The organism is Methanococcoides sp. AM1 (assembly GCF_900774055.1).
Lineage (GTDB): Archaea > Halobacteriota > Methanosarcinia > Methanosarcinales > Methanosarcinaceae > Methanococcoides.
On record NZ_CAAGSW010000005.1, the window covers coordinates 1 to 19997 of the forward strand.

At 39.3% G+C, this 19997-nt stretch carries 15 protein-coding genes; 7 read left to right on the forward strand and 8 right to left on the reverse strand.

Annotated elements, in window-relative coordinates; genetic code table 11:
- Positions 1–518 precede the first annotated feature (518 nt).
- The 4 genes from eif1A (at position 519) to E7X57_RS09225 (ending at position 2722) form a co-directional block, all read left to right on the forward strand.
- Complete coding sequence (gene eif1A / locus E7X57_RS09210; RefSeq protein ID WP_135613020.1) at positions 519–839, forward strand: translation initiation factor eIF-1A; 321 nt, start codon at positions 519–521, stop codon at positions 837–839.
- A 2-nt stretch (positions 840–841) separates the two neighbouring features.
- Positions 842–1636: a serine protein kinase RIO gene (locus tag E7X57_RS09215; protein ID WP_135612685.1), complete on the forward strand. Its 795-nt coding sequence runs from the start codon at positions 842–844 to the stop codon at positions 1634–1636.
- A gap of 41 nt (positions 1637–1677) precedes the next feature.
- The gene (locus tag E7X57_RS09220) at positions 1678–2214 is read left to right on the forward strand and encodes a pre-rRNA-processing protein PNO1 (RefSeq protein ID WP_135612686.1); all 537 of its coding nucleotides are present in this window, start codon (positions 1678–1680) and stop codon (positions 2212–2214) included.
- A gap of 100 nt (positions 2215–2314) precedes the next feature.
- On the forward strand, positions 2315–2722 hold the full coding sequence (locus E7X57_RS09225; RefSeq protein ID WP_135612687.1) for a fasciclin domain-containing protein: 408 nt from the start codon (positions 2315–2317) through the stop codon (positions 2720–2722).
- A 20-nt stretch (positions 2723–2742) separates the two neighbouring features.
- Here E7X57_RS09225 and E7X57_RS09230 read toward each other — a convergent pair whose 3' ends face one another.
- The 5 genes from E7X57_RS09230 to E7X57_RS09250 form a co-directional block, all read right to left on the reverse strand.
- Entirely contained in the window at positions 2743–4323 is a 1581-nt protein-coding gene (locus E7X57_RS09230; protein ID WP_167880961.1) for a cell wall metabolism sensor histidine kinase WalK, read from the reverse strand.
- Positions 4324–4567: 244 nt separating this feature from the next.
- Positions 4568–5659: a (Fe-S)-binding protein gene (locus E7X57_RS09235; RefSeq protein ID WP_135612689.1), complete on the reverse strand. Its 1092-nt coding sequence runs from the start codon at positions 5657–5659 to the stop codon at positions 4568–4570.
- Positions 5660–7084, reverse strand: coding sequence for an FAD-binding oxidoreductase (locus E7X57_RS09240; protein ID WP_135612690.1), 1425 nt, complete (start codon positions 7082–7084; stop codon positions 5660–5662).
- Between the two features lie 10 nt (positions 7085–7094).
- Positions 7095–8345, reverse strand: a complete 1251-nt coding sequence (larA, locus tag E7X57_RS09245; protein ID WP_135612691.1) for a nickel-dependent lactate racemase — start codon at positions 8343–8345, stop codon at positions 7095–7097.
- A gap of 285 nt (positions 8346–8630) precedes the next feature.
- Complete coding sequence (locus E7X57_RS09250; protein WP_135612692.1) at positions 8631–9815, reverse strand: mechanosensitive ion channel domain-containing protein; 1185 nt, start codon at positions 9813–9815, stop codon at positions 8631–8633.
- A 331-nt stretch (positions 9816–10146) separates the two neighbouring features.
- Here E7X57_RS09250 and E7X57_RS09255 point away from each other — a divergent pair, with 331 nt between their 5' ends.
- Positions 10147–12822, forward strand: coding sequence for a tetratricopeptide repeat protein (locus E7X57_RS09255; protein WP_167880962.1), 2676 nt, complete (start codon positions 10147–10149; stop codon positions 12820–12822).
- A 114-nt stretch (positions 12823–12936) separates the two neighbouring features.
- On the opposite strand, the gene E7X57_RS09260 is transcribed toward E7X57_RS09255, so the two are convergent.
- Entirely contained in the window at positions 12937–13449 is a 513-nt protein-coding gene (locus E7X57_RS09260; protein ID WP_135612694.1) for a hypothetical protein, read from the reverse strand.
- A 353-nt stretch (positions 13450–13802) separates the two neighbouring features.
- Between E7X57_RS09260 and E7X57_RS09265 the strand changes: the two genes are divergently transcribed.
- Both E7X57_RS09265 and E7X57_RS09270 read left to right on the forward strand, forming a co-directional pair.
- Positions 13803–15566: a PAS domain S-box protein gene (locus tag E7X57_RS09265; protein WP_135612695.1), complete on the forward strand. Its 1764-nt coding sequence runs from the start codon at positions 13803–13805 to the stop codon at positions 15564–15566.
- Between the two features lie 48 nt (positions 15567–15614).
- Positions 15615–17558 (forward strand): PAS domain-containing sensor histidine kinase, encoded by a 1944-nt coding sequence (locus E7X57_RS09270; protein WP_135612696.1) that lies wholly within the window; start codon positions 15615–15617, stop codon positions 17556–17558.
- A 118-nt stretch (positions 17559–17676) separates the two neighbouring features.
- Here E7X57_RS09270 and E7X57_RS09275 read toward each other — a convergent pair whose 3' ends face one another.
- Positions 17677–19251 carry a GAF domain-containing protein gene (locus E7X57_RS09275; protein ID WP_135612697.1) on the reverse strand — a complete coding sequence of 525 codons (1575 nt, stop codon included), beginning with the start codon at positions 19249–19251 and terminating at the stop codon, positions 17677–17679.
- A gap of 378 nt (positions 19252–19629) precedes the next feature.
- A complete protein-coding gene (locus E7X57_RS09280; protein WP_135612698.1) occupies positions 19630–19995 on the reverse strand; it encodes a cupin domain-containing protein in 366 nt (121 codons plus the stop codon).
- Positions 19996–19997: the final 2 nt, after the last annotated feature.

A 19997-nucleotide genomic window follows, 5' to 3' on the forward strand; every position in this document is an offset into this window, starting at 1 on the left:
ACAATGTTGGTTAGTTCTTTTTGATAGATAAAGTCACTATCAGTCAGAATTAACCGAACTGCCAATTTCAACGTCAGACCGGAAAAGCTCAGGTCTCCACTAATGATTTTGAAATGGAGGTGATTGATATTCCACACACGTTGTGCGGAATTAAATAAATGTCGTACATGGTATATAAGACTTTGGATTGCTTATATACTGACAAACTCGCAAAAGAAAGTAACAGACAGATCATGCGTATTGCAGACCCGCATATTTACCCGCCTTGCGAGGACTCCTACATGCACACACTAGTATAAATATATTTCGTAAACAGGAGTATTAGCATTAGAAATATTTGAAAATATAAAATGGCAAACATGCATTAAGTATATGACCAAACTGCCCACATGACAGGGATCAGAATAACATCATACGCACAAAAACAGGTTCAAACAATAGGAAACACACGCAACCTTTAACAATAGATGAGACCTAAATGATGCAATATATTGGATAAATCTGAAAGAGGAATTTGGCTGGATAAAAAGGAATCTGGAAAAGATAATGATGCACCACAACAAGTAACACGTGTAAGAACACCACGGACAGAAGACAGGGAAGTTCTTGCGATAGTGGAGAAACTTATGGGTGCAAGCCGGGTAAAACTCCGGTGCATGGACGGAGTCGTCCGTATGGGACGCATCCCCGGATCTATGAAAAAAAATAACTGGATACGTGAAAGTGATATTGTTATCGCCATCCCATGGGACTTCCAGGACACAAAAGCAGATGTTATATGGAAATACACACGCCCACAGGTAAATTGGCTTGAGCGCGAAGGTTTCCTGAAAGGATAATTATGAAAAAAGAACTTGAAGGCAAGATAAAACGCCTTGACAATAGCGTTGATAAATTGCGAATTAGACGCAAAGACAGCGATAATCTCAAAGTAACCGAGAACGTATTTGATAACGCCACCCTAAAGGCACTATACACTTTATCCAACAAAGGGATAGTACAGGCACTAGGCGGATCCATAAGTACAGGAAAAGAAGCGAATGTCTTCCTCGCAGACGGAGAAGAAGAAGAGATCGCAATAAAGATCTACCGAATATCTTCAAGCAGTTTTAGATCAATGGAAGATTATATTCTCGGAGACCCACGTTTCAGCAACATACGCCATAACAAGAGGGACATAGTCTTTGCCTGGACAAAGAAAGAGTTCAGGAACCTCATGAGAGCAAAGCAAGCTGGTGTCCGCGTACCCGAGCCCATAACTACCGAAAGGAACATACTAATAATGAAATTCATGGGTGAGAATGGCAAACCTTACCCCCTGCTCAAAGACATGAAGATCGAAAAAGAAGATGGGCAGATGATATTTGAAACAGTTATAGATTATATGCATAAGCTCTATGTAGATGCAAACCTTGTCCATGGCGACCTTAGTGAATATAACATACTGATCGATCAGGAAGACCTAACACCCATTATTATCGATATGGGTCAATCCGTAACTCTGGAACATCCACGTGCAGATCAGTTCTTAAAGCGAGATATCGAGAACATTGTACGATACTTTAAACGCTACAAGGTCGATGAATCAGCCGAAAGCATTTATGCACGGATAAAAGAACCGGAACCAGAGAACTAAAAAACATAAACTATAATTATAATAACCAGCAGGTAGACCACATGACACATATCAAAGTACCCCAGGACAGAATCGGCGCGATCATCGGCCCAAAAGGCAGTGTTAAAAACATGATCGAAAATAAATCCACCTCCAAACTGGAAATTAACAGTGAAAACGGTACGGTGGAAGTAATAGCTGGCGATGACCCGGTCGGAGCTATGAGAGCAGCTGACGTCATACATGCCATTGCAAGAGGATTCAACCCTGAAAAAGCATACAGTTTCTTTGATGATGATATGCTAATGCTCGAGATAATAGATCTCTCACAAGCAGCTTCAACAGCAAAAGAATTACTGCGTCTTAAAGGAAGGATCATCGGTAAAGGTGGGAAGACAAGAGAAATAGCAGAGAGTCTCATAGGTGTCAAGATCTCAGTCTACGGAAAAACAGTAAGCGTCATAGGCCATCCCGATCAGATACTTATAATGAGGACAGCATTGGAAATGCTTATCGACGGTGCAAACCATGGTTCTGTATACAGCTTCCTTGAAAAGAAGAAACAAGACATGATGCGTGCGCAGCTTGATTCATATTGATGAAGTCTTTTAAAGGATGCTGCACAATTGGCAGCAGCGTCCTTTAGACCAGACATATTTAGATCAGATATTGATCTGACACTAATATGGAGACATTTACATGGGTGAAACAAAGAGCATTGTACAAACAGCAATAGAGATCGGCGATTTTCCAACACTCGTAAATGCTGCAAAAAAGCTAGGCCTTGATAAAAAGTTCGATAACAACGGCCCATATACAATATTTGCACCCCTTGAAAAAGCATTCGATCCAATACCTGAAAATGTAATAGATGAGGCTTTTGATGACCTTGATTATCTTATGGACATCATAAACTACCATGTTGTCGAAGGAAAGTACCTGACATCAGATCTCAAAGGACTTGACTCATTGACTGCACTCAACGACAAGATATTGAAAATAACAAACGATGGCAATGTTATGATCAATGGGATCTCCATCGAAAAAGAAAATATCGAATGCACCAATGGTGTCATTCATGCTATCGGCGATATACTGATACCTTGAAAGCTGTCCTGCATACAAACTTAAATTGGAAGCATCACATGAACAGTGGTGCCCATACCCTGTTCACTTTCCACCCACATCTGACCCTCATGAAGACTCACAAGTTTCTTTGTGAGTGCAAGCCCTAAGCCGGTACCACCATAAAGTCGCTTTGTAGAACCATCCACCTGATAGAATTTATCATACAGATGAGGCAATTGTTCCTTTGGGATACCGATACCATCATCCCTGATAATAATATGCACCATCTCACCAAGGGTTTTAGCCTCAACGTTAACATTTCCCCCCTCTGAAGTGAATTTGACAGCATTAGACAGAAGATTGTAAATAATGTGCCTGAACTTTGCTTTATCGGCATTTATCTGAGGAAGCTCAGGATCCACATCATAAGAGAACAAAACATCCTTTTTTAAGATCGACTGCATAATTGAATCCTTAATCTCCATAAACACAGGGATCATGCTAAACTTTTCGAATGTAGCCTCCTCCTTTCCTGCTTCTATCATTGAGATCTCAAGCAGATCATTTATGATCTCAGAAAGATGATTACCATTCTTGGACACATTTTGGAGATATCTTCGCTGAACATCAGTAAGATCTCCACATCGGCCATCCAGCAATATCTCGGAAAATCCAATTATTGAATTGAGGGGTGTCCTTAGCTCATGACTAACATTCGCAAGGAATTCACTCTTGGAACAATTTGCAGCATCTTCAATAGCTTGAGCGCGTTTAAGAATATCTTCAGATTTCTTTGCCTCACTGACATCATGCAAGATCACAGAGAGATTGGAAGGCACATTATCCTGATCAAATATCACATGAGAATCAAGCATCGCAGGGAAAATACTGCCATTCTTCCTCATATGCCAGACACCTTCTTGTTGGAAATGTCCATTATTAAGTAACTTGTCACGTAAATATTTCAAGCGAGGAACCTGATCTTCATTGTAGAACATTAAAAAGTGATCCCCAAGTACATCTTTAAGAGAATGATCATGCATTGATGCAAATGCCTCGTTAAGATAAAGAAGTCTTCCTTTCAGATCAAGGACTGCAATACCATAGTTTGCATTATCAGAAATGGTCTTGAATATGTTAAGGTCCTTTGCTACAAGTATGCGTTCAACGAAATTACCAAGACAATCGGAAATATAGTCGACAATATATTCCTCTTCTTTCAGGAAAGAGCCACCATCTGCACCTGGCAATTCTTCAAGATAATAAACTTCCAGACTGCCATGAACTGCACCATCAACGAAGATTTCAGATGCATATTTCCATCGGGATATTTCGAAATTATCAGATTGGAACACCAGATCATCAAAAATGATCCTCGAACATGCGATCGACGAATTTTGCATACCACAGGGAACCATTTTCACGATCTGCTGAAAACCAGTCTCCAGTGAAGATGCATTATTGACCACTTTAGAAACTGAATGTAAATATTGTACAATATTCATACGTGTGCTACCACCTCGCCCCTCATTTACCGGATGATCCATAGCATCGGGCGTATTAATAACTTCAACATCCACACGATCGTTGCCACTTGCCATTACGCACGAGGAGCGTTCACATTCCCTTTTCGAGATCATCCACATTCCACATCTATGTTCTAAACTGATGCAAAAATAATCGCTTCGAATTGCTTTGCTCAGATATGAATGACATATTTCCCAATGTCATCGTACTACCACCTTTACTGATATGGTTTAACCAAATGTCAATCTTTTGGTTCCAACAATGATTATATTGTCAATTAATACCAACCATATTAAAGACTTTTCTTTTAAAAAAATAGAAATAAAATGATCCGGAAGATCAACAAAATCCATTCAATCATTCCAGAATTTCATCTATTAGCTCGAGTAGGTCCCTGACTTCGAGCGTCGAAGTTTCACTTACACCCAGTTTCAGGTTATTGACACAGAAAGGACATGTCGTAAGCAGAACATCTGCTATTTCGGCCTGATCCACTCTTTTCTCAGCGATCTGACGTGATATTTCAGGGAACATTGATCTGACACCGCCGCCGCCACCACAGCAACGTGCAGATTCCCTGTTATCTTTCATTTCTACGAAATCGATCTCCGGGATCATATTGATCAAATCACGAGGTGCATCATAGATACCCAAATGTCTGCCAATATGGCAGGGGTCATGATAAGTTACCTTTTTGTTGTAAGGTTTTAGATCAAATTCCTGCTCACTGAGCCACTCAACAAAGTGCATTGCCTTAAAGGACATGTCCTTAAAGCGAGGATATTCTTTTCTGAACATCCTCAAACACCCCGCACATGAGAATAGTACGATCTCAGCACCAGTGTCCTCAATTGCTTTAATGTTCGCTTCAGCCTGCCTTCTGATCACATCGTCCGAAAAGCCTATCCTTCCAAGCACACTCCCGCAACAAACCTCATCAAGTAATGTATAATCCGTCCCAAGCTTCTTCAATATGGAGATGCCTGCCGTAGAAGTCTCTTTATTACGATAAGCTGCACTGCAACCTGTAAAATAAGCGATCTTAGCAGGATGGGGAACTTCACCGAATACTTCTTTTCGGCTTTTTTCTTCACCGAACGGATTTCCCAAGGTAGCAATAGAATCAGCGATCTTCTGATGAGTTGAACCTACTACCCCTGATGCCACAATATCTTTTCGTGCAGCTTCGATCACATCAACTACCCTTGTGGATGAAGGACACCTGCGAGTACAATCCGCACAGGTGGTACATTGGTAGATACGCTCCAGTACAGACTCATCAGGTTCGATATCCCCGGAATACAATCCATAGGAAAGAGCCATCTTTCCCCTTGCCGCTGAAGAATCCCATTCGAGATGATCAAATATAGGACATATCTCCTTACAGAACCCACACTGAGTACAATTAAGCAGCTCTTTTTTCCATTCTTTCAGATTATCCGTCTTCATTCACTCATCTCCCAGATGGTACCGCAGATGGGAAATGAAATTACCATCCCAATCCATGATCTTATTCGGATTCATAATATTATTGGGATCCAGAGCCATCTTTATCGTTTTCATGGCATCAAGACTGCACTTCCTTTCCTTAAGGAAGAACGGAGCTTTGGTCATACCAACACCATGCTCCCCGGTGATCGTTCCACCAAGATCCATTACTTTCTCGTAGATCTCTTCAACTGCCTTTTCAGCCTGGTCCCAATGAGACTTCTTCGTGGGGTCCATTAGCACTTTAGTATGCAGGTTCCCATCGCCTGAATGGCCATAGCTGGCAATGATTATATCATATTTATCGGATATCTCCTGGAAAGTTTTGACAGCTTCAGGAACTTTGCTCATCGGAACAGCCATATCATCGGCAAGCATAACAGTTACAAGGTCATCATCATACTTTGACAAAGCTGGTATCATTGCCTTTCTGCCTTTCCATAGTTCTTCCTTTCTTTCAGGATCATCAGTGAAATCAACAGATAGAGCGTTAGAAGCCTTACAAACTTCCATTACTGTTTCGATCTGGTCCTTAACATCATTGATACTACCATCGACCTCTATCAAAAGTATAGCCTCTTCATCAGGCAGCCCCATACCAACAGCCTTGTTCACCGCCTGAATGCAAACCTTTGACATAAGCTCTAATCCAGAAGGAATCAGAGGCTTTGCAATGATATTGGAAACGCACTGACCTGCTTCCTCCAGTGTATCAAATACCGCTACTGCGACTGCAGTTGTCTCGGGAAGTGGAACGATCCGTAGTGTGACCTCGGTCATGATACCCAGTGTTCCCTCCATACCACACATCAGTTTTTCCAGCTGATATCCTGCAGAGTTCTTCAAAGTCCTTGAACCCAGTCTTGCGACATCACCATTAGGGAACACGACCTCCATTCCAAGAACGTAATCCCTTGTAGCGCCATATTTTACAGCATTTCCACCTGAAGCATTGGTCGCTACCATGCCACCAATATTAGCCACATTGCCACTGGAAGGACCCGGGATGAAAAATCCATATTTCTCAAGCTCTGCATTCAGATCCTTGTGGATCACACCCGGCTCGACCACCACATACAGGTCTTCAATATGTAGTTCCTTTATCTTGTTCATCCTTTGCAGATCAATGACCACACCACCGGCAACAGGTACGCTGTGACCACAAAGTGCCGTTCCTGCACCTCTTGGGACGATCGGGAAAAGATATTCATTTGCAAGTTTCACTATTTTTTCTATTTCAGCGGTCGTCTTTGGCCTTATCACAGCATCAGGCATACTGCGGTGTATTCCTGCATCGGTAGAATAAGCATATAACTCAGCTGTAGATGTACTGATATGGCCTTCACCCACAATATCCCGTAATTTGTCAATGATCTGCTGATCCATTATTTCACCATTATTCAATAAGAGGTACTGTCAAACTGCCCTGAGGCAGAATAATAGCATAAGGTTCCCTGCCCTGCTCTTTGATCACATTGATAGCCTTGTCAAAAGCTTTCTGTATCCCTTCCTGAGACTCCAGTTTTGCAGACTTCAGGACATCACTGTCAAGGTCGGATACAGCCCACATTTTAGCCCATGTGCCAATCTGTGCCATCCTTGCTGCTTTGTGGAATCCCAGCTTGTAACATTCAGATGTCTTTGCCATAACATCATTGCAGGTTGCTGAAGAACCAAGCAGATTAAGGAATGTATCATCTCCCACCCCATCACGGCACTTGGATACCAGAATGATGATACCATCATCTTCGAGTGCAAGCCTTCCGTTCTCAAGAGCCTTTTGTGATTGGTAAAGATCGATATCCATAGGATATGGTGCTGCAGAGAGAACAATGTTGCCTTTTTTGCTGAACTTCGTGCAGAAAACCTCGTTGGCCTTTACAACGGCAGCATCAAAGGATTCAAAAAGATCCCCTGCAGTCATTGCATAAAGACCATGATCTGCAGTAAGAATCGTCTGGATAGAGAAAATATTTAGGTCCTTAAGCACTTCCATGGCATCGGTCATGTCCTCCGCAACAGGATTTCCTTCAAGGGCAAGAGATTGAGCCGCATTTGAAAGAGCATGCTTGTGATTCATCTCAATTGTCTTGTACCCTGCAACTCCCGGCAGGAATGCCTTTCTTCCACCTGTGTAGCCTGCGAAATAATGCGGTTCCACACTTCCAATGACAAGTATATTGCCTGCCTGACGAACCATTTTGTTGATGTACATTTCAGTACCATTAGAAGAAACACCCAGGTAATCCATATCTTCATCCTTTCTGGCATCGTGCACAAAGATACGATCCCCCATGTCATCATAGATCTCCCCGAAAATGAACCTGAACTCATCTTCTGTGGGTGCCCTGTGTGCCCCTGTTGCCACTATGAACTTTACATCTGGATGAGAAAGAAGCATATCTTTCATCTCAAGGAGTACGCGGGCAGTTGGCGTCGGCCGTGTGGCATCATTTACAATGACCAAAAGGTGTTCAGTATTATTTATGAAGTTTTCAAAAGGTTCCCTGCCCAGTGGGTTTGAAAGTGCCTGTGAGATTATCCCGGACTCATCCCCTACCTCCGGCTCGTTCGGCGAAAGCACCTCATGAGGTATTTTTACTTCAAGATCAACAAAGTCCTTTCCATAGGGTATCTTCACATTCATTCCATATTCTCCTTTTTGCGTACACCAGGACACACATATTAGTACTACAATGTAAACCGGATAAAAACCGGACGATAATATAAACACTGCATACTTGAACCATTCTAAGTAAAGTTTGTATAAAAAGACTGGGTATGATACAAAGAAAAACGAGTACCAGTATAAAGATATATCCCTGAATAATCCCTGAATAATCCCTGAATATTTGCTATAGCCTAATTACTAAAATTAGATAAACGTTGCTTGAATTCGTTTTCAAAATGAAAAAGATACATGCAACACAGTTTATTTTTCAATTCCCTTGCTAACTCTTTCCAATAGCTCCTTAATTTCATCATTTAGCTCGGCTGCTTTTGAATCTAGATACTGGAGAGACTTTAGTTTAACACCATCAGAAGAGATCTTATCTTCCTCTTTCAATACTTCCTTTACAGACTCCAGATCATCTTTAAGCCTGTCTTTCTGCTCCAAGATGGAATCGATATTTTGCCTTTCTGTTGACTTAATTTCCTCATCAGTGATCGTATTGACCAGATCAAAGAATTCATTCTGTTTCTGTTCCATATCTTCGATCAATTTATCTATCTTCTTAGTTGTCTCCGCCTCTATAGCCTTACCAAAAATTACATCTTCTGTTGTAACCTGTGTGACATATTCATAAGTTGCCGGTGGCTTAACACCTACCTTATCATGATCAGAGGGTATGAAAAGGATATTCTTATCGTAGACCCTCTGATTCATAAATGTTGGAGATACTATTTCGATATGATCTTCATGAAGGCTATCGAACATCATCTTTTTCAGATCTGACCTTTTGGTTATAAGGCTGGATACATCCTTCAAAAGACCCCCTACCTTGTAAGTAACTGAAAAATCGCCTAATTCGACCACATGGACAAAAATATTCTCAAGATCTACTTTTTCTGCGGCCTTAATGAGAGCCTTTTCGATCTGCTCTCTTGATACATTATATCCTAATGAAACAGTAGTCGAGATAATTGTACCTGATGAACTTACAGTTACCAGAGGATTAGAGATCAATTTCAGGTTAGGTATGGTAATAATATCACGATCGACCGATTGGACCTGAGTATGCAGTATCCCGATCTCCGACACCTTCCCAAAGGTTTCTTCGACTCTTATATAATCGCCTGCTTTGAAAGGTTTTATTCGACTTAGCATTATACCGGACATACCATTTGCTACAAAAGTGGTCGATGATAACGCCATGGAGGCACCGATCAGGATACCAAAAAAGCTCAGGAGAGTCTGCTTCGTATTATCCGAGATTGGAAGGGTAAGCACAAAAACTACAAGCCCGACGAGTGCTACCAGAAAAAGAATGAACTGCTCAAAGGTCTTTTGATCTGAGAATATACGAGTCTTCCTGAAAATGTATCCCAGTGCAGTCAAAAGAATGAGCGTACTCATAACTACGATAATACCAGGATAGTATTCTTCCAGTACCATAATATTTTTTATCCCCCAGAAACACAGAAAATATAAATTGGATATAAGTACTAATTTTGTTTTTGTTTTATAAAAATGTGTTTGTGAAAGAAGCGATCCGAAAAACAGTTCATAAAATATTTAGACACATATCAATTTTCTGACCATACCGTGACATAATGCTTGAAAACAGAATTCTACGGCCACTAACATCGGTAAAAAAAATAGAACTCATCCCACACATATCGCAAATAATAAAAAACGGTATCAATGTAACGCAATAATTTTAAGATTATCAGAAATCAAATATAAGTAAAAAACATAATTGATGCAAAATTATTTAAATATAAAAATGGAACATATATATATGTATCTTGATTATGCTGAGAAATGGATTAAAAAAGGAGATAGCTTATTTAGTCTCAAAAAATACGAAGAAGCAATTGATGCATACAATAAAGCACTTGAGATATATTCAAAGGATGAAGGTGCATGGGAAAGCAAAGGAAATGCTCACTTTAATCTAAAAAGATATGAAGAGGCAATTGATGCATACAATGAAGCTCTTGAAATAAATCCGGAACTTGAGGGCATCTGGATAAATAAAGGAAATTCTTTTTTTAATATCAAACGATATGAGGAAGCAATTGAAGCATATGATCAAGCTATAAAGATCTACCCTGAAGATGAAAATGCGTGGATCAACAAAGGAAATGCTTATTTTAATCTTAAAAAATACGAAGAAACAGTTGAGGCATATACTAAAGCCCTGGAGATATATCCTGAAGAGGAAAATGTATGGATCAACAAGGGAAATGCATATTCACATCTGGAAAGATACGAAGAAGCAATTGAAACATATAACAGGGCATTGGAGATCAATCCGGAATCAAAAGATGCATGGGAAAACAAAGGAAATGCATATTCACATTTGGAAAAGAGTGATGAAGCGATCGATGCATTCAATAAGACCCTGGAGATCGATCCGGAAAATGAAGATGCGTGGGGAAGTAAAGGAAACACCCTCTATGACCTGGGTAAATATGAAGAAGCAATTGAAGCATTCAATAAAACCCTAGAGATAGATCCGGAAAATGAAAATACCTGGGCAAAAAAAGGGAAGGCATATTTCAATCTGAACGAGTACACAGAAGCAATTGAAGCATTCAATAGAGCCCTGGAGATCGATCCGGAAAATGAAAACACCTGGGCAAAAAAAGGGAAGGCGCATTTCAACCTGAAGGAATATGCAGAGGCAATTGAAGCATTCAATAAAAATCTGGAGATCGATCCAAAAGATGGAACCATATGGGCAAGCAAAGGGAATGCCTGCTTAATTCTGGAAAAGTATGAAGAAGCAATTCAGGCATACGAGAAAGCTACGGAACTTGATCCGAAAAACGGAAGCATATGGGAAAGCAGAGGAGATGCCTGCATAATACTGGAAAAGTATGAAGAAGCAATTCAGGCATACGAGAAAGCGATAAAGCTTGACCTAAATAATGAAAGAATATGGGCAAGCAAAGGAAATGCGCATACCAGCCTGAAACAATACGAAAACTCAATTGAAGCATACAATAATGCGACAGATATCGATCCAAAAGATGAATCTGTTTGGGTCAGTAAAGGAAATGCATATTTCAACCTGAAAAAGTACGAAGAGGCAATTCAGGCATACAGTAGAGCCCTTCAGCTAGATCCGAAAAACGAACTTGCATGGATATCCAAAGGAAATGCATGTTCGATCCTCGAAAGACAAGCAGAAGCAATTGAAGCATATAATAAAGCCACAGAAATAAACCCCGGTTCTGAAGACGTATGGATCAATAAGGGAAATACACTTTTTACTCTGGAAATATACGACGAAGCACTCAACTCATATGAGAAGGCCATTGAGATCGATCCGGGATCGGAAAGAGTATGGACCAATAAAGGAAATGCATATTTCTGTCTGGAAAGATACGAAGAAGCAATATATGCATACAATAAGGCCACAGAAATATATCCTGAATCTGAATTCGTATGGACCAATAAAGGAAATGCATATTCCTATCTAAAGAGATATAAGGATGCGATCACAGCATACAGTAAGGCGCTCCAGCTAAAGCCAAATGATAAAAATGCATGGGCAAACAAAGGAAATGCGTATTTGTATCTGAAAGAATACGAAGATGCTATCATAGCATATGAGAAAGCTTTGCAGATAGATCCTGAAGATGAAAAAACATGGATCAACAAAGGAAATGCATATTCACAGGTGAAGAAATACGAGAACTCAATTGATGCATATGAGAAAGCTCTTCAGTTGAATCCGGAAGATGAAAATGTATGGATAAGCAAAGGAAATGTTTACTATCATTTGAAAAAGTACGAAAAATCAATTGAAGCCTACAATAAAGCCCTTGAGATAAATCCAAATTGCGAAGATGTATGGACCAATAAAGGAAACGTATTTTCCCATATGAAAAAATATGAGGAATCGAGTGAAGCTTACAATAAGGCTCTGGAGATGAACCCGGAGAATGTGGCTGTACACCTTAATTATGCAAATACATTAAGAGAGAACAAAAAGTTCAGTGAAGCTGAAACTGAAGTAACACTCGTACTCCAGATGAATCCATCAAATTCATTTGCATTAGGAGCTCTTGGAGATATTCTCTCAGATGAAGGCTATTTCGAAAAAGCGATTGAGGAATATGAAAAAGCACTTTTCAATTCAGAGGAGATGCACCCTTCCTCGATCTCGGAGATCTATAATAATATGGGTAGAGCATATGGAGAACTGGAAGATTACGAGAAAGCTGAGAAATATTTCCGGAAGGCCCTGTCAGAAGATGAATATAATGTAAAAGCAATAAGGAATAGTCGAATTCTTGAGAAGATGAAAGATTCCCAGGGCTTGTTGAAGAAGATGTTCAAAATTAAGCGTTCAAATGAAGCAAAACCTGAGTTTGAGCTGAGCAGCAGTTATGGTCTTATCGAGGCAAAGAACCAGATCCATGAGAATGCTCTTGAAATTGAATACTGATACTCGCACGTATTCAAAGAGTTATTTGAGATCTATTACGCAAAGTAGTTGTCAGATATGTTCGGAAGGTCTCTTAACCGAGATCTTCTAAATATTCCTGAAAACGATCTTTTTTCAGGATAGTATTTTTTTGAACATTCTTCTGAGCAAGGTCTTTTTGAGAAGGAAATAATCCTGAGTGGCATTCATAATAGCACGTTTTTCCAGCATTTTTCGGTCTTCAGGCCACTGCGACATTACCTTTTCCAGCGATTCCATGAGAAGTACTCTTTTTTCTTTTGGAAGCTTCGTCAGCAGATCGATACGGGTCGTTACTATCTTGAACATATCCTCTTCTGACAAGCCACCCTCAGCATCGAGCATTTCATTTATTGCTTTTAATCTTTCATCATCCGGCATGCTATAAAATTCATCCAGATTTTTGCATATTGTATCACACTTCTCCTCCTCAGATCTTGAAGTGAGTTGCCTTATTGTTTCTGTTATGCACTTGACAGTTTCAGCCTGCTCTTTGTAAAGCTTACAGACCGGACATTTTTCAAAATGCTCATCAATAGAGCTGGAATCGTCACCAATACATTTCTCACATGCTTTTGCAAGCTCTTCCAACTTATCTTCTGCAATCATAATTCAGCATCTCCTATAAGGCATTTAGATGCACTTTTATATATAATTGATCTTTTGATCACCCTATCGATAGCCTTACAGAGAACTATAATTCTATTTAAATTCCTAAAGTATAGTTCACGCATTATATAATCGATATCTGTTCAATTTAAACCAGTTTAGTTTTGTGATTCTGAATTTAACTAATAACTTCAGAAAAGTTAGCAAACTTGGTTAAGCTTCCGATATAGGCACCAACTTGTTTAAAAATCGAAATGTTTATATGAATATATTCGAATTGGAGATGAAATTTAAAGTATTAAATTAAAATATATAAATTGAAATCACAACATTTGACCCTGGGAGCACAATAAATGACTGGTAATCTTAAAAAGCATATATCTACTTTTGAAAAAGAACTATCACTAAAAAATCAGGCTATCGAATCAAATGTTAGTGCTATTGCTTTAACAGATCTAGAGGGAGAGATCATCTACATAAACAGTACTTTTTTGAAAATGTTCGGATTTGATAACAAAAACTATTTTTTGTGTAGACATGCAGCCAACTTCTGGAATAAACAGACTGAAGCAACAGAAATAATAAAAATTGTTCAGGAAACAGGTCATTGGTCTGGTGAGCTCACAGTTAAAAAGAAGAATGGTTCAAAGCTCATAACACTTTTTTCTGCTAGTATCATAAGGGACAATTCTAAGAAACCAGTTGCTATGATGACATCTTTCATAGATATTTCCAAGCAGAGGGAGTTGGAAAACGATCTTGAAACGATATTTAATTCCATTAACGATGAAATTGCTATATTTAACCTTGAAGGACAGTTCTTAGAAGCAAACCAGATCACGTTTGATAAATTGGGATACACAAAGGATGAATTAATGCAAATGACGGTGATGGACATAACACCACCTGAATTTAGAGAAACACTGCGTGAACAAGTTTTTGAAAAATTAGAACAGGGAGGCGGAATCGTCGAAACTGTCAGTAAGCACAAAGATGGTTCTTTGGTATCAATTGAACTTAACATTCGTCCGATCGAATACAAAGGAAATCCTGCAGTCATAACCGTTGCCAGGGATACAACCGAACGAAAGAAAACAGAAACTGCATTGAAAGCGAGTGAAAAGAAATACTCAACTCTGGTTGAAAACGGAAATGATGGTATTGTTATAATTCAAGATTATTTGCTTAAATTTGTAAATCAAAAATTCATAGATATATCCGGGTTTCCAAAGAAGGAATTGATCGGAAGCCCATTTTTTAATCTCGTTTCAACTGAATATAAGGAACTCTCAATGAAAAGACATGAACAGAGATTTAGCAGTAATAATATTCCAAACAATTATGAGATCGATATCTTGTCAGAGAATGGTAGCCTTATTCCAGTGGAGATAAGTGGATCTGTTATCGAGTATGAAGGCAAACCCGCAAATATGGCAATACTTCGCGATATCACTGAACGCAAGACAATGGAACAAAAGATTAGAGAAACTGACTTGAAAAACCAGGCAATTCTGAACGCTTTACCTGATTTGATATTCCAATTTACTATAGATGGAACAATTATTGATTATCGCCCATCTCCTGAGATCGATACATATGTTCAACCTAAAGAGTTTTTAGGCAAAAAAGTCAACGAAGTTCTGCCAAAAGAAATTGCAACCGGGATATTTTCCTCAATTGAGCAAGTGGTCAAAACAACAAAAATTCAACGTTTTGATTACCAGCTTCTGATAGATGGAAAAATGAACTATTTTGAAGCTCGGCTGGTCCTTAGCGGAGAAGATTCTATATTGGCCATTGTTTCAGATATCACAGAGCGTAAGTTAGCAGAGAGTGAATTGAAGAAAAGTGAAGAAAAATATTCAGCTCTGGTAGAAAATGGAAATGATGGTATTCTTATTGTTCAGGACGGTTTGTTGAAATTTGTTAACTCAAAAATGGCAGAAATGACAGGTTACAATCTGGAAGAACCGATTGGAACTCCATTTTTAGAATATGTAAATGAAGCTCACCGAAAATTGGTTCTTGAGAAATATGAACAGAAATTAGAAAATGGTAACAATAACCGATCCAGGTATGAATTTGATATTCTTTCTAAAGATGGAAACAAGATATAGGTTGACGCCAGTGCAGCTACCATTGAATACGAGAGCAGGCCTGCAGTTATGGCAATCTTGCGTGATATAACCAAGAAAAAAGAAATGGTAAATGCACTGAAAACATCAGAAAAGAAATTCAGAAACATTTTTAACAACTCCAATGATGCAATTGCCATATATGACCTGAAAGGTAACGTCCTTGAAGTAAATGAAATTGCTTGCGAATTCACTGGTCGCAATCGAAATGAAATTTTACAAAACTCAATTATTGATATGGTTTCGCCTGGATATAGAGCAAGGTTAACTGAAGATCTAAAACAACTTTATGAAGACAAATACTCAATATTTGAAACATTTATTCTTTCCAAAGATGGAGTGAGCATCCCTGTAGAACTAAGTAATCGTATTATTGAGTATGAAAACCAAACAGCTGTATTGAGCATTGCCAGAGATATTACAGAGCGAAAAGAGTCAGAAAGGAAATTAAAAGAAAGTGAAACAAAATACAGGGAAGTTGTTTCATCGATCGATGCACTCTTCTGGAAAGCAGATGTGGCAGAAGATGGAAGCTTTATTAATACGTATCTTTCCCCTTTTGCAGATAAGTTGTATGGAGTAGAAAAAGGAATATTAGGGAACGATTGGGCTAAATCATTTAGTTACGTACACCCCGACGATCTGCCTGGTTTGTTCCAAAAACTAAATGAGATCATCAAAGAAAGATATTCCCTTAATAATTATGAATATCGTGTCATTAGACCAGATGGAACTCAATTATGGGTATATGAAAAAGCCATATCAAATGTTAATTCAGAAGGAGCAGTGCAAATATTCGGAACTACAGTCGACATAACAGAACTTAAAACCATACATGATGAACTGGTAGTCGAAAGGGACCTGGCACAAAAGTATTTTGATGTTGCTAAAGTTATTATGTTAGTTCTTAACACGAATGGTAATGTTGTTCAAATTAACAAAAAGGGATGTGAAGTCCTTGGTTATGAAGAAGAAGATATTGTCGGAAAGAATTGGAGTGAGAACTTCCTTCTGGAATACTTCCGCGAACAAGTTGAAAAACAAATGGAATATTTACTGTCAAATAATAAGAAAAAAATAGAATACCATGAAAATCCAATTTTGAATTCTGTTGGTGAAGAAAGGTGGATAGCATGGAACACTTCTATATTAAGTAACAAAAATGGTGATATTGAAGGAATTCTATGCTCGGGACAGGATATTACAGAGCGAAAGCTATTCGAAGAGAATTTAGTGGATGCGAAAATAACTTCTGAGCTTGCAAATCGCTCCAAGAGCGAGTTCCTGGCAAATATGAGCCATGAACTAAGAACTCCGCTTAATTCTGTAATTGGTTTTTCGGATGTTCTGTACAATGAGACTTTTGGAGAGCTTAATGAAAAACAAAGGAAATATACAGAGAATATCCATAAAAGTGGACAGAATCTTTTGAAGATCATAAATAACATACTTGACCTCTCGGCCATAGAAGCAAGAACAACTGAACTAAATTGTGAAACGTTTTTTTTCTCCGATGTTCTCAAAGAAGTCAGAAAAAATATGATCCCACTTGCAACGCAAAAGAACATATCCATAGATATCGATACTGAGGACATGATCTTGATGAATGGTGACAAAAACAAAGTTATACAGATACTTAACAATCTCATCAGCAATGCGATCAAATTTAACAATAATGATGGTTCGATCCTTATCAAAGCACAAAACATCGATAATGAAATAAATATATCAATAATGGATACAGGAATCGGAATCCCTGAAAAAGAGATTGAGAAACTATTCGACCCATTTTATCAGATCGACGGATCAACATCACGAGACTATGGAGGAAATGGGATTGGTCTTGCCCTTGTAAAGTATTTTGTTGGAATGCATAAGGGCGATGTCTGGATAGAAAGTCAGGAAGGAATCGGGACTGAGGTTCATATTAAACTTCCTGCTGAACAAAAGATCGCCTCCAGGATTGTAAACTGAACTTACAAGTCGAACACAGGGTTTATGGGAAAGAAAAAGTTATAGGCGGATCATTTCATGTTCTTCCATGGGATCGAGAATAAAATACATCATTTATTAAAATTATCCACATATACCTTCAACCCCATTTGTTCAAAGTGACCCAGAAAATACTTCCCCGCCCCTCAGGATTATCCTCGACCCCAACACTGCCACCATGAAGATCAACTATCTTCCTGACTATGGCAAGACCGAGACCAGTTCCCTTGATACCTTTTTTTGTGACGCGTTTGAAACGCTCGAACAACTCCGGCTTGTTCTCGTCAGAAACCCCTTCGCCAAGATCCGTAACTGACACTTTCCATTCATCACCGGCATCTGAGATGGCAATGATAATCCTTTCATTTTCAGGGCTGTATTTTATCGCGTTTGACAGCAGATTAGAAAACACATCCTCTATCATCGGGTTTGCTTTTGCAGGATACGTACCTTTATGAGCAAATTCAACTACCATCTGCCTCTCTTCGATGTTGGGCCTGAAGTTGCCGACCACACTCTCAATAACAAGAGCCAGATCCATTTCCTGAAACTCGATCTCCTCGAAGGAATCCAGTTTTGCGAACCTTGCAGCATTTTCGATCATATCTATCAGTTTTTTATTGTTGCGATCAATGGTCCTTACCATATCATGCTTCTTCTCATCATCCTCCATCTCAAGCAACAGCTCGGCATAACCCTTGACGATACCTGCAGGATTTAGAAGATCATGGCGCATTATGTCGGTGAAAAGTTCTTTAAGTTCGTTTGAATGTTCAAGGTCTTCCGCATACTTTTTGAGTTTTTCAAGAGATTCCCTGCGCTGGACAAGTCTCCACAAGCCTTGCATCAAGAGCGTCAGCTGGCGAACATCGGAAGCATCATAATCTCCTTCTTTGTTGCTAACACCCGCAGTTGCGACTATCCTCTCCCCTTCAAAGATAGGAACTGCCATGTAGTTACTGAGTTCCACATGACCTTCAGGATAGCCTTTCTTAAGAGGGTCCGGGGCATTATAATCATTGATAATAACAGGTTTTCGCTGCCTTATCGGTTCGCCCCACAAGCCGATCCTATCAACTTCGTAAACGAATTTCCGGTCAGGCACGGTGCACTCTTTCATGACACTGTTCGACCAGGTATGCATTATGAGAGCTGACTCGTCTTCGTTCAAAAAAGCCAGGTAACCGATATTGCTGCCGGTGAGTTTGACAGCTTCTTCATGAACAAAGTCTGCTATCTCCTGCATGGGCGCATCCATCATCTGTTCAAGTTTCAGCAGTGCTTCAAGGCGGGATTCATCAATTTTTAATGTATCTTCAAGGCTTCTTCTCAGTGAGATATCCTCGATAATGCATATCCCGCCCAGAAGTGAGCCGTCTTCCGACACATCCGGACTGCAATGAAACTCCATCTGAACAGATGAGACCTCTGGAGAAGGTAAATACTCACCCTCATACTGAACGGGTGTTCCTGAAAGCACTGTTTGAATAGCTGAACCCATTTGCTCGTCATTAAAAATAGAAAGTATGTCCGATCCGATGATATTTTCCTTCTTTTTGTCAATGATCGCAGAAGACCGTTCATTGCAAAGAGTAACGATCCCCTCACGATCAAAATAGATGATCCCCAGAGGAGATTTCTCAAATATCATACGATATTCTTTTTCGGATCCCATTGAATCATTCCCTTCTTCAGGTAATAGAAGATCTGGTAAATGTACCTTGTTAATGTATTAGTTAGATACAATTTAAATGTTTTTAGAAATGTTATTACATTTCAAAAGCTCTACTAAGGAAGAAATTAAAAAATGATCTGTAAGGTTTCAATTTCGGAACACATCGGTTTTGGCATGCTTTGAATCTTGAATTAAAAGCCTCCGGGGGGAGCAAGTTCTCGGGTCCAACACACTAGATATTTCTGTCTTATTAGGAACATAAGATTTGATACTTGCTAATTAGTACAAATGTTAATAAAAAGATTTTCGTCCATCAAATTATCACAAAATATTGGAGAGGATTGATTGAAATGGTCATTCCACTTCTCTTTATCGCTCTTATTTATGATGGTTTAGAAGGCATTTAAGTTCCTCAACCGACTTCACAGACGGAGGAGATGAAACCAGTATCGCATTTACCGTTGCATCTTGTTGATTCTTGATACCCACCACTGTATCAGGTGGCACCAGCATTGCAGTTCCACTGCCTATGGTTACGGTTTCATTTCCTGATTCCACCACCAGCTCACCACTCAAGCAATATATCAAACCTTCTGTAGAGTGGGCATGAGGAGATACCTCAAGACCTGCTGGGATCGCAAGATGCATACAAAGCAATCTCTTACCAAATAACAATGGCTTCATCACACCCTCGGGTGTCTCCAAACCTTCAGTATCGTCTATTTTTTGTATTTCTATTTCCATTC